We start from the raw sequence: 10,793 nt of genomic DNA, 5'->3' as shown, positions 1-10,793 counted from the left end.
CGCGCACGCCGCCCTCGTCGAAGGCGGGGAGCGCGGCGGCGTCGACGTGCACGAAGCCGGGCTCGCACTCCTCGTCCGTCTCCGGCAGCGCGATCCAGGCCTGCAGGCCGTCCACGCGGTCACCCTGCGCGCGCGCCTTCTCGAAGCGCTCCGAATGGGTAATGCCGCGGCCGGCCGTCATCCAGTTGACCTCGCCGGGGCGGATCGGCTGCTCGGAGCCGACGCTGTCGCGATGCATGATCTCGCCGTCCAGCAGGTACGTGACCGTCGACAGCCCGATGTGCGGATGCGGGCGTACGTCGACGCTGCGCGGAATGCCGGGCGGCAGCTCGGCCGGGCCCATGTGGTCGAAGAAGACGAACGGGCCGACCATGCGTTTCAGCGCGGCCGGCAGCAGGCGGCCGACCTCGAAACCGCCGAGGTCCTTGCGGCGGGCGGGGAGCACGAGTTCGATCATGGCGGAACGCTCCGTCGGGCGAGCGCTCCAGCCTAGCCCCGCGCTCCCCGCGCCGGCGTCGTCCCGTGCGCAATGGCCTATTGCACGAACGGCGTGCCCGGCCGCCACAATGCGCGCGACTCCCAGCGGCCGCGGACATGATCGAAGTCGACAGCCTCACCAAGCGCTACGGTGACTTCACCGCGGTGCATTCGCTCTCGTTCGCCGTGAAACCGGGCGAGGTGATGGGTCTGGTTGGCCCAAACGGTGCCGGCAAGACCAGCACATTGCGATGCGTCGCCGGGATCATCCCGCCCACGCTGGGCAGCGTGCGCCTCGGTGGCATCGACCTGAAGGCCGATCCCGTCGCCGCCAAGCGCACGATGGCTTTCATCCCGGACGAGCCGCGACTGTTCGAATACCTCACCGTGGCGCAGCACCTCGCGTTCGTCGCGCGGCTTTATGGCGTGGGGGACTACAAGGCGCGCGGCGAAGCGATCCTCGCCGACCTCGACATGGCCGATAAACAGGCGCTGCTGCCGGGTGAACTCTCGCGCGGCATGAAGCAGAAGCTGGCGATCGCCTGCGGGCTGCTGCACGCACCGACCGCGGTGATCTTCGACGAGCCGCTCACAGGCCTCGATCCGCGCGGGATGCGCCGCATGAAGGACGTGATGCGCGGCCTGGCGGCGCAGGGCGCGGCAATCATCCTCAGCTCGCACCTGCTGGGCCTGGTCGAGGAAGTCTGCACGCACCTGCTGATCCTCAAGGACGGCCGCGCGATGGCGGACGGCAGCGTCGCCGACGTGCGCGCACGCTTCGCCAGCGATTCGACTTCAAGCCTGGAGGACGTGTTCTTCCTCGCGACCGGCGAAGAGGACGTCGCGCGGCCATGAACAACGTCGTCGGCGCGTTGGCCTACCTGCAGTGGAATTCGCTGCGCGGCCGCATCCTCCAGCGCGTGCGGCGGCTGCGCCAGCCGAAGTACCTGTTCGGCGCGATCGCTGGCCTGGGCTACATGTACTTCTTCGTCTTCCGCCACCTGATCGGCGGGCACGGGCCGGGGGTGCGGGTCGGCCAGGTGCCGGTGGACGTGTCCGGCCTGATCGGTGCGCTCGCGCCGCTCGCGCTGTTGCTGGTGCTGGCGTCGGCATGGGTGTTTCCCAATGACCGCGCCGCGCTGCGCTTCACCGAAGCCGAGACCGATTTCCTGTTTCCCGCGCCGATCTCGCGCAGCGGCCTGATCCACTTCAGCGTGTTGCGCGCGCAGGCCGCGATTTTCGTCTCCGTGTTCCTGGTGTCGTTGCTGCTGCGGCGCGGTGGCGCGGTCGGGGCCAATCCGCTGCAATACGCGACGGCCCTGTGGCTGGTATTGGCGACGGTACGCCTGCATTTCCTCGGTGCCTCGTTCACCCGCGAGCACCTGCTCGACCTCGGCGTGCGCCCGCTGTGGCGCCGCGCGGGCGTGCTGCTGCTGTGCGCGGCAATCGCGGCGGCGTGCATTGCATGGGCGCGTGCGAATGCGCCGCCGCCCGATGCCACCGACCTGCGCCGGCTCGCCGCATGGCTTTCGGATGTGCTCGGCCGCGGCCCCGCCCACTGGGTGCTGCTGCCGTTCCGATGGATGGTCGCGCCGGTGCTCGCGCGGTCGAGCGGGCCTTTCCTGCACGCGCTGCCGGCGTCGCTGGCGTTGCTCGCGCTGCACTACGCGTGGGTGGTGCGATCGCAGGTGTCGTTCGAGGAAGCTTCGATCTCGCTGGCAAGGCGTCGCGCCGAAACCGTCAGCGCGATGCGCGAGGGGCGCTTCCGTTTCAGTCGCAAGGCCGCGCGTGCGCGCAAGCCGCCTTTCGAGCTCGCGGCGCGTGGCTCCGCAGCGCCGGCATTCCTGTGGAAGGGCCTGATCGCCGCCGGACCGTTCTGGCGGCTGCGCACACTGGTGATCGCGACGGTAATCGTGGTTGCCGGCGCCCAATGGCTTGGTGCTTCGCCCGCGCGCGCGCCGATCCTCAAGGCCGTCGGCGCGATCTGTCTGGGTGTTGCCGGCTGGAGTGCCATCGCCGGGCCGATGCTGGTGCATCGCGGCCTGCGCGAAACGCTCGATCGCCTCGACGTGCTGCGCGCGATGCCCTTGCGCGGCTGGCAGATCGCGCTTGGCCAGCTGCTCACGCCGGTGGCGATGCTGGTGCCGGCGCAATGGCTGCTGCTTCTCGCCGGCGGCCTCGCGTTCTCCGGCACCACGGGCATCGCATGGTTCACGCCGGGTTTGCTGGGTGCGGGCGCGATCGCGGCGCTGGTGCTGGCGCCGACGATCTGCATGCTGATGTTGTGCGTGCCGTTCGGCGGGGTGCTGATGTTTCCGGGCTGGTCGGGCAGCGGTCGCGGCGGCGGCTTCGACGTGATGGGCCAGCGGCTGATCTTCGGCGGCGTCTACCTGCTGGCGCTGGCGGTGTCGCTGGTGCCGGCGACGCTGGTGGCCGCGCTGCTGTTCTTCGTGCTGCGCAACGTCGGCGGGTTGCCCGTTGCCGTCACCGCGGCGGCGCTGGCATGTGCGGCGGTGCTCGGTGTGGAAGTCGCGATGCTGGTGCGATGGCTGGGCGGTCGCATCGAACGGTTCGACGTGTCGACCGAGCTGCGCTAACAGTTCGCAAGCGCGGTGCATCCAGGCGACGTCGCGCCGGTTCGTCGAAGTGCGCCGCGGCGGCTTGGCACCACTGGCGGGAACCAGCGCTCGCTCGTCGTCGCACTAACGATTCGCGCGCAAGGCGATGCGCGAATCGCCGCTCACACGGCCAGGCTGACGAGCATCGCCACCGCCGCGGCCGCCATCACCGCACCGCTGAGCCAACCAAAGAACGTCAGCACGCGTCCGGATGTGTAGGCACCCATGATCCGGCGGTTCCGGCCCAGCAGCATGATCGCGAAGATCAGCGGCACCGACGCGACGCCGTTGACCACCGCGCTCCACACCAGTGCCTTGATCGGGTCCACCGACGCCCACTGCAGGGCGACGCCGCACACGGTGGACGTCGCGATCACCAGGTAGAACGCGGGCGCCTGTCGGAAGCGGTATTCCAGCCCGGTGCGCCAACCGCGCAGTTCGCCGACCGCGAACGCGGCCGAGCCCGCGAGTACCGGCACCGCGAGCAGGCCGGTGCCGATGATGCCCAGCGCGAACAGGTCGGACGAGAATGCGCCGGCGATCGGCCGCAGCGCCTGGGCGGCCTGCGCGGCGGTGTCGATGCGGGTCAGGCCGCGCGCGTGCAGGGTGGCCGCGGTCGCGGTCATGATCGCCAGCGCGACGAGGTTGGAGAACGCCATGCCGCCGAACGTGTCGTCGCGGATGCGGCGAAGTTCGTGCGACGCGCCGGTGGGATGGTCGACCAGGCGATGGGCGCCCTTGACGGTCGAGATGTCCTCGGCCTCCTGCGAGCTCTGCCAGAAGAACAGGTAAGGGCTGATGGTGGTGCCGAACACGGCGACGATCGTCACCATCGCCGCTGCGTCGATCGCGTGCGGCAGGAACAGGCCCGACAGCGCCGCACGCCAGTCGACGTCCACCGCGAACAGCACGCCGACGTAGGCGAAGAGCGACAACGTGAGCCACTTCAGCACGTGCGCGTAGCGGCGATACGGCACCTGGATCTGCAAGCCGGTGCTGAGCGCGGTGAAGCCGAGCACATACAGATGCGCATTCCCGCCGAACGCCAGCGCCGCGGCGTCGCCCATCGCGGCGAGGTCGGCGCCGATGTTGAGCGTGTTGGCGAATACGACGGTGGCGACGAGCAGCGCAGCCACGGGCTTGGGGAATACCGTCGCCAGGTTGCGCGCGAGCCCCGCCCCGGTCACGCGGCCGATGCGCGCGCTGACCAGTTGCACCGCCACCATCAGCGGATAGGTGAGCAGCATCGACCAGCCGAGCCCGTAACCGAACTGCGCGCCCGCCTGCGAATAGGCGGCGATGCCGCTGGGGTCGTCGTCCGCCGCTCCGGTGATCACGCCCGGGCCGACGTTGCGCAGGAACGGCGTCAGCCGGTGCAGCAGGGGTCGGGACATCGATGCATCTCCTGACAACCGGCGCATCCCGCGCGCCACGCGGGCGTGCAGTGCCCGCATCATCGTGCGCGCCGGTGTGCACCAAGTCGACGCTCCCTGCGGCCGGCCGATGCGGCGACCTTGACCCGCCGCTCGGTCAGCGCCCGTCGCCGGCGAAGGGCAGCCCGAGCGGCCGCCGCGTACCGTCCAGCCCCAGCCCGTACATCAGCGAGCGTGCGATGCGCCCGGCGTGGTCGATGAAGCGCGTCGCCTGCGCAGGCGTCAGCACCTCGCGCGCGGTCGTTTCCCACAGCGCGAGCCAGTCGGCGAAATGCGCCGCCTCGATCGGATGCGGCCGGTGCATGGCCATCGGCTGGCCGCGGTAGCGCCCGCTCTTGAGCTCGATCGACGACCAGAAATCGACGAGCGTGGCCTTGTGCGCATCCCAATCGTCGACGGCCGGGTTGAACACCGGGCCGAGCGTGGGATGCACGCGCACCTGCTCGTAGAAGCGGTCGACGAGGCGGGTGATGTCGGCTTCGGTCAGCGGGGTGTCGGTCATGGCTCGGGTCGTGAAAGCACGAATGCCGCGTGGCGCGTGCGGTGCGGGTGCAAAGCCGCGGCGCGGTGCGTGGCTTGGTCGCCGACAGCCTACGCCAGCGTCGCCGGGCCGGCGCACGGCAGGCGATCCGACGCGGCCACCGACCGTTCGTCAGCCATGCGCATGCGATTGACCGGGATCAATGCGCCGCGCGAGCGGCGTTGCACTGTCGAAGCACTCGATCCGGAGCAGGCCGACATGCATGACATCCTCGTTCGCGCACAGACCCTTGGCCACTGGGACGAGGGCGTCGTCGCCGCGGCGCTGATCGCCGCCGAGTTCGGCGGCTCGCTGACGGCGGTGCACGTGGTGCCGCTCGGGCTTCCGCCGATGGCCTTCTACGACCCCGGGATGCTGGCCGCCGCGGCCGCGATTGAAGCGGACCGCCAGATGCGCGAGGCCGACGGCCACGCCGACGCGTTCCGCACATGGGCCACCGCGATGGGCGCCCGGCACCCGGTGTGGCTCACCGCCACCGGTGATGCGTCGCAGGCGCTCGAGTACAACGCGGGCTGGCACGACCTGCTGGTGGTGCGGCTGGACCCGCGCGACGACGACCCGTGGGCGAATCCCGGCGGCGTCGGCCGCATCGCCGTACATGCGCGCTTGCCGACGCTGGTGCTGCCGGCGCAATGCCGCTTCGGCGGCGGCTTCGATACCGTTGCGGTCGCGTGGAACGGAACCCCCGGTGCTGCGCGCGCACTGCATGCCGCGAAGCATTTCGTCACCCGTGCGCGGCAGGTGGTGGTGCTGCGCTCGGAGCCGGAACCGCTCGCCCCGCTGCGCCATGCCTTCTGCCTGCAGGATTGGCTCGCGCGCCATCGGCCGGACGCACAGATCCGCGAAATCGGCGACATCGGCGACGGAGGCGAACCGACCGGTGCGGCCCTGCTGGCCGCGGCCCGTCGCGAGGAGGCGCACCTACTGGTGATGGGCGCCTATGGCCACGCGCGCTTTTCCGAGTGGGTGCTCGGCGGCGTGACGCGGCACGTCCTGAACAACACGGATCGACCGCTGCTGATGAGGCACTGAGTGCGTGCGTCGGCGGCGCGTCGCACGGCCGGGCGTGGAGCGGGTCGCGGAGGAGTCGCTGAGTCGCCCTGCATCGAGGTTGGCGCGCCCGGAGGGATTCGAACCCCCGACCAATGGCTTCGGAAGCCACTACTCTATCCGGCTGAGCTACGGGCGCGTTGCTTGAAACCGCACGCGGCAAGCCGCGCGGGACGGGCATTCTAGCCGCATTCGCCGGCCCCCGCGCCGCGGCGCGTGAACGCAGGTGCCGCTCGCCGTTACCCTGTGCGCGCCGTACGTCGCGGCGTCGCGATGCCCCGATGAGCGCTCCCGCACCCCACCGTTCCGAGCCCGCCGGCTGGCGCGAGCGCCTGCACCTGTACTGGAAACTGGTGCGCGGTGACCGACCGATCGGCTGGTTGCTGCTGCTCTGGCCGACCTGGTGGGGCCTGTGGCTCGCGGCGCGCGGCGTGCCGCCGCTGTGGACGCTGCGCGTGTTCTCGCTCGGGGTCTGGCTCACGCGCGCGGCCGGCTGCGTGATCAACGACTACGCCGACCGCTGGCTCGATCCCCATGTCGAACGCACGCAGGACCGCCCCCTCGCCACCGGCGCGGTGCGCGGCCGCGAGGCGCTCGCCGTGTTCGCGGTGTTGATGCTGCTCGCGTTCGCGCTGGTGTGCACGCTGAACCGGCTGACGATCGCGCTCAGCTTCGTCGGCATCGCGCTTGCCGCGAGCTATCCCTACCTCAAGCGCTACACCTATTTCCCGCAGGTCTATCTGGGCATGGCATTCGGCTGGGGCATTCCGATGGCGTTCGCGGCGATCCGCGGCGAGGTGCCGACCGTTGGCTGGGTGCTGTATGCGGCGAACATCGTCTGGTCGACCGCCTACGACACCTGGTACGCGATGGTCGATCGCGAGGACGACCTGCGCATGGGCAGCAAGTCGACCGCGATCCTGTTCGGACGCCACGACCTGACCGCGCAGTCCCTCCTGTATGTGCTGTTCTTCGCGTTGCTCGCAGCGGTTGGCATCCTGGGCGCGCTCGGTCCCGCCTATCTCGTGGGCCTGGCTATCGCGGTCGTACTGGTGCTGTGGGAATTCCGCATTGCACGTACGCGCGATCGCGCGGCCTGCTTCCGCGCGTTCCTGCACAATCACTGGGTCGGGCTCGTGGTTTTCGCAGGCCTGGCGCTCGACCTCGCCTCGCGCTGATCAGCCCCAGCTGACGTCATGCAGCGTGTTGCTGCGGGTCGGTGGGCGCTTCGATCGGCGGATCGCCGGCCGCCTCGTCCTCCTCGTCCCAGCTGTAACGCACGCGCGGCGGCATCGGGTCCGCGTGCCGGCCCCACAGGCCACCGAGCACGCCGCCGATCGCGCCGCCCAGGTGCGACTGCCACGACACGCCGGCCTCGTGCGGCAGCACCGACAGCAGCATGCCGCCGAACAGCGTGAGGCCAAGCATCGCCGCCGCGACGGCCGGGCGATCGCGGCGCACCAGCCCGAGCGTCAGCACCATGAACAGCATGCCGTTGATCACGCCACTGGCGCCCAGGTGCTGCGAGCCCGGATCGCCGAGCCACCAGGCCGCCAACCCGGAACCCAGCCACGCCAGCGGCAACGTGCGCAGCAACGCGCGCGGGTATTGCGCGATGGTGAGCGTGCCGATCGCAAGAAGCCCAAGCGCGTTGCCGCCGACATGCTCGACCGACCCGTGCAGCAGCGGCGCCGTCACCACGCCGCGAAGGCCGTCGACGAGATGCGGCCGCACCGTCCATGCATCGACGTCGAACGACGACTGCATCGCGTAGACGACCAGCACCAGCAGCACCGCCGCGAGCGACAGGTTGAAGGCCCGGCGCCAGCGCTGCGCATCGAGCCGACGTTGCTGGATGGGGTCGAGCGGCGGCGCGGGCGTGTGCAGGTGCATGCCAGCGACGTGGCGCCGGCGGCCGTGGATTGCAAGGCCGGCAGCGCCGTCGTGTCACCAGGACGCCTTCTTCCCGGGTGCCGGGCGCAGCAGGCTCAGCACCACCGTGGCGGCGATGGTGGTGGCCACCACGGCGAGCGAGGTCATGATCGAGATCTTGTAGACGTCGATCAGCAGCATCTTCGCGCCGATGAACATCAGCACCAGCGCGAGGCCGTACGGCAGCAGGTGGAAGCGGTCCGCGAGGCCGGCCAGCAGGAAGAACATCGCGCGCAGGCCGAGCACCGCGAACACGTTCGAGGTCAGGACGATGAAGGGATCCTTGGTGATCGCGAAGATTGCGGGGATCGAGTCCACCGCGAAGATCAGGTCGGTGATGCCGATCATCAGGATCACGATGAACAGCGGGGTGTAGAGCCGCTTGCCGCCCTCCACCACCGACAGCCGGCTGCCGACGTAGCCACGCGTCATCGGCACGTGGCCGGTGAGCCAGCGCAGGATCGGGTTGCTGTCGAGGTCGGGTTCCTTGCCCGCGGCCCACAGCATCTTGATGCCGGTGAGCAGTAGGAACGCGCCGAACACGTAGAGGATCCAGTGGAACTTCGCCAGCAGCAGCGCGCCGGCGAAGATCATGATCGCGCGCAACGCGATCGCCGCGAGCACGCCGAGCACCAGCACCTTCTGCCGCTGTTCCTCCGGCACGGCGAAGTAGGTGAACAGCATCAGGAACACGAAGATGTTGTCGACCGCGAGCGATTTCTCGACCAGGTAGCCGGTGTAGTACTCCAGTGCGACGCGGCGACCTTCGTCCGCACCGGCCTGGTCGCCGACGTACCACCACAGCCAGCCGCCGAAGGCGAGCGCGACCGCGACCCAGCCGATGCTCCAGCCGAGCGCTTCCTTGAAGGTGACCCGATGGGCGCCGCCGTGGCGCATCAGCACCAGGTCGGCGAGCAGGGCGATGACGACGAGGCCGCCAAAGGCGGTCCACATCAGGGGTGAGGCGATGGTTTCCATGGGAGGGCTCCGCGAGGTCGTGGACCCCGGACGAAGTGTCCGAAACGGACGCGCCTTCGCCCGGGACGGGCGAAGGTCTTGCTCACAGCCGCTGGGGCTGCCGGCGGACCGGAGCGAATGCTCGTATTGACGGTCGCGACGCTGGGAGCTACTCCCCTTCAGCCACGGAGCGTAGCCGGTCAGGATTAAGAATCGATGACAACTACAATGCGCGGATGAATGACCTGCCCGTCGTGCGACTCAAGAACGCGTGGAATTCCACGCATCCGTGGATCTTCCAGCGCCTGGTCGAAAAGCCCGAGCAGCGGCCCAAGCCCGGCGCGATCGTGGAGGTGGTGGGCGTCGACGGGGTCTGGATGGGCCGTGGCTTCTACAACGGCCACTCGCGCATCGCCGTCCGCATCCTCGAGACCGATCCCGACATCGCGGTCGACGAAGCCTGGTTCCACCACAAGATTGCCGCGGCCGTTTCGCTGCGTCGCGACCTGCTGAAGCTCGACGACGTTTCCGACGCCTGGCGCGTGGTGCACAGCGAGGGTGATGGCCTGTCGGGCCTCGTCGTGGATCGCTATGCCGACCTGCTCGTGGTCGAGTTCTTCTCCGCTGGCATGTTCCGCCACCGCGAGTGGATCTACGCGGCGCTCTCCGAGCAGTTCCCCGGCTGCCGCTTCTTCAGCTTCGCCGACGAGCATGTGCAGAAGCAGGAGAGCTTCGACTATCGCGTGCAGTCCGCGGTGCCGGCGGCGATCATCACCGAGAACGGCATCCGTTTCCGTGCCGATCCGTCGGGCGCGCACAAGACCGGTTTCTTCGCCGACCAGCGCGACAACCGCGAATGGCTGAGCCGTCTCGTGCACGGCAAGACCGTGCTCGACCTGTGTTGCAACACGGGTGGCTTCGGCGTCTATGCCGCGGTGCGCGGCGCGAGTGAAGTGACCGGCGTCGACATCGACGACGCGGTGCTCGACATCGCCAAGGGCAACGCCAAGCTCAACGACCAGCGCATCAAGTTCGTGCAGGCCGACATCTTCCCGTGGTTGCGCGATGCCGGGAACCGTGGCGACGCGTACGACGTGGTGATCCTCGACCCGGCGAAGATGACGCGCGACCGCGAGCAGGTAATTCCCGCGCTGAAGAAGTACCTCGACATGAACAAGCTCGCGCTCGGCGTGGTGAAGCCGGGCGGGTTGCTGGCGACGTTCTCGTGCACGGGGCTCGTGAGCGAGGACCAGTTCCTCGACATGCTGCGTCGCGCCGCCTTCTACGCCGGCCGCACCGTGCAGGTGCTGCACGTTTCAGGCGCGGGTGCGGACCACCCGGTGCTGGCCAGCGTGCCGGAGTCGCGTTATCTCAAGGCCGCGTTCTGCAGAGTGCTCGACTGAGCATCGCGCGCCGCGCTCGGGCGGCGACACCGAGCGCGGCGCCCGGTGATCCGCCGCTTTCGGGCGACCAGAGACGGTGCAGGCCCGGCCGTGCGACCGCGCTCAGCGCTCGTCGCGGCGCTCGTACCAAAGCGCGAGGTGGTCGCGTGAACGCAGCACGCCGCGCCCGCGCAGCATGAAACGGAGCAGCAAGCCCAGGTGTTCGGTGCGGCTGAACGTGCGCAGCTTGCGCGCCGATGTCCACACGGCGCCGCGCGTCCGCACGAACCTGCCGACCTGGGCCAGCGCGCGGCTCATCGCGACGTCCTCGCCCGCGAACCAGCGCTCGTCGAAGCCGCCGGCCGCGTCGAACGCGCCGCGCGTGCAGAAGATGAAACAGCCC

The 10,793-nt window shown here is 69.7% G+C and carries 10 protein-coding genes, 1 tRNA gene and 1 pseudogene; 5 read left to right on the top strand and 7 right to left on the bottom strand.

The window, feature by feature from the left end:
- A partial coding sequence (locus tag FW784_RS09015) for a pirin family protein (RefSeq protein WP_149353018.1) occupies nt 1–457 on the bottom strand: 457 nt, incomplete at its 3' end.
- 137 nt (nt 458–594) lie between these two features.
- Between FW784_RS09015 and FW784_RS09010 the strand changes: the two genes are divergently transcribed.
- Nucleotides 595–1,332 (top strand): ABC transporter ATP-binding protein, encoded by a 738-nt coding sequence (locus tag FW784_RS09010; protein WP_149353017.1) that lies wholly within the window; start codon nt 595–597, stop codon nt 1,330–1,332.
- Nucleotides 1,329–3,074: a putative ABC exporter domain-containing protein gene (locus tag FW784_RS09005; RefSeq protein ID WP_149353016.1), complete on the top strand. Its 1,746-nt coding sequence runs from the start codon at nt 1,329–1,331 to the stop codon at nt 3,072–3,074. The genes FW784_RS09010 and FW784_RS09005 overlap by 4 nt, the downstream gene beginning before the upstream one ends.
- 143 nt (nt 3,075–3,217) lie before the next feature.
- Here FW784_RS09005 and FW784_RS09000 read toward each other — a convergent pair whose 3' ends face one another.
- Together FW784_RS09000 and FW784_RS08995 are read right to left on the bottom strand one after the other, a co-directional pair.
- Complete coding sequence (locus tag FW784_RS09000) at nt 3,218–4,489, bottom strand: NRAMP family divalent metal transporter (RefSeq protein WP_149353015.1); 1,272 nt, start codon at nt 4,487–4,489, stop codon at nt 3,218–3,220.
- A 136-nt stretch (nt 4,490–4,625) separates the two neighbouring features.
- Nucleotides 4,626–5,030 carry a group III truncated hemoglobin gene (locus FW784_RS08995; RefSeq protein ID WP_149353014.1) on the bottom strand — a complete coding sequence of 135 codons (405 nt, stop codon included), beginning with the start codon at nt 5,028–5,030 and terminating at the stop codon, nt 4,626–4,628.
- 156 nt (nt 5,031–5,186) lie between these two features.
- On the opposite strand from FW784_RS08995, the gene FW784_RS08990 reads away from it, so the two are divergent.
- Nucleotides 5,187–6,101 carry a universal stress protein gene (locus FW784_RS08990; RefSeq protein ID WP_149353013.1) on the top strand — a complete coding sequence of 305 codons (915 nt, stop codon included), beginning with the start codon at nt 5,187–5,189 and terminating at the stop codon, nt 6,099–6,101.
- A gap of 80 nt (nt 6,102–6,181) precedes the next feature.
- Here the strand turns inward: FW784_RS08990 and FW784_RS08985 are convergent.
- Nucleotides 6,182–6,258: transfer RNA gene (locus tag FW784_RS08985), tRNA-Arg, on the bottom strand.
- Between the two features lie 142 nt (nt 6,259–6,400).
- On the opposite strand from FW784_RS08985, the gene ubiA reads away from it, so the two are divergent.
- The gene (gene ubiA, locus FW784_RS08980) at nt 6,401–7,297 is read left to right on the top strand and encodes a 4-hydroxybenzoate octaprenyltransferase (RefSeq protein WP_149353012.1); all 897 of its coding nucleotides are present in this window, start codon (nt 6,401–6,403) and stop codon (nt 7,295–7,297) included.
- Nucleotides 7,298–7,313: 16 nt separating this feature from the next.
- Here the strand turns inward: ubiA and FW784_RS08975 are convergent, their stop codons facing one another.
- Together FW784_RS08975 and FW784_RS08970 are read right to left on the bottom strand one after the other, a co-directional pair.
- The gene (locus FW784_RS08975; RefSeq protein ID WP_149353011.1) at nt 7,314–8,012 is read right to left on the bottom strand and encodes a rhomboid family intramembrane serine protease; all 699 of its coding nucleotides are present in this window, start codon (nt 8,010–8,012) and stop codon (nt 7,314–7,316) included.
- A gap of 54 nt (nt 8,013–8,066) precedes the next feature.
- On the bottom strand, nt 8,067–9,029 hold the full coding sequence (locus FW784_RS08970) for a TerC family protein (RefSeq protein WP_149353010.1): 963 nt from the start codon (nt 9,027–9,029) through the stop codon (nt 8,067–8,069).
- A 215-nt stretch (nt 9,030–9,244) separates the two neighbouring features.
- Here FW784_RS08970 and FW784_RS08965 point away from each other — a divergent pair, with 215 nt between their 5' ends.
- A complete protein-coding gene (locus tag FW784_RS08965; RefSeq protein ID WP_149353009.1) occupies nt 9,245–10,411 on the top strand; it encodes a class I SAM-dependent rRNA methyltransferase in 1,167 nt (388 codons plus the stop codon).
- Nucleotides 10,412–10,513: 102 nt separating this feature from the next.
- On the opposite strand, the pseudogene FW784_RS14395 reads toward FW784_RS08965, so the two are convergent.
- Nucleotides 10,514–10,793, bottom strand: a pseudogene (locus FW784_RS14395) (glycosyltransferase); the annotation flags it as partial.

It is taken from the genome of Cognatilysobacter lacus (genome assembly GCF_008274655.1).
Classification (GTDB): Bacteria; Pseudomonadota; Gammaproteobacteria; order Xanthomonadales; family Xanthomonadaceae; genus Cognatilysobacter; species Cognatilysobacter lacus.
This window is presented reverse-complemented; position numbering and strand designations above follow the sequence as displayed.

Bases quoted from the DNA above. Each gene is read 5' to 3' on its own strand.
- FW784_RS09010 (WP_149353017.1), top strand. From the start codon at position 595: ATGATCGAAGTCGACAGCCTCACCAAGCGCTACGGTGACTTCACCGCG.
- FW784_RS09005 (WP_149353016.1), top strand. From the start codon at position 1,329: ATGAACAACGTCGTCGGCGCGTTGGCCTACCTGCAGTGGAATTCGCTG.
- FW784_RS09000 (WP_149353015.1), bottom strand. From the start codon at position 4,489: ATGTCCCGACCCCTGCTGCACCGGCTGACGCCGTTCCTGCGCAACGTC.
- FW784_RS08995 (WP_149353014.1), bottom strand. From the start codon at position 5,030: ATGACCGACACCCCGCTGACCGAAGCCGACATCACCCGCCTCGTCGAC.
- FW784_RS08990 (WP_149353013.1), top strand. From the start codon at position 5,187: ATGCGCATGCGATTGACCGGGATCAATGCGCCGCGCGAGCGGCGTTGC.
- ubiA (WP_149353012.1), top strand. From the start codon at position 6,401: ATGAGCGCTCCCGCACCCCACCGTTCCGAGCCCGCCGGCTGGCGCGAG.
- FW784_RS08975 (WP_149353011.1), bottom strand. From the start codon at position 8,012: ATGCACCTGCACACGCCCGCGCCGCCGCTCGACCCCATCCAGCAACGT.
- FW784_RS08970 (WP_149353010.1), bottom strand. From the start codon at position 9,029: ATGGAAACCATCGCCTCACCCCTGATGTGGACCGCCTTTGGCGGCCTC.
- FW784_RS08965 (WP_149353009.1), top strand. From the start codon at position 9,245: ATGAATGACCTGCCCGTCGTGCGACTCAAGAACGCGTGGAATTCCACG.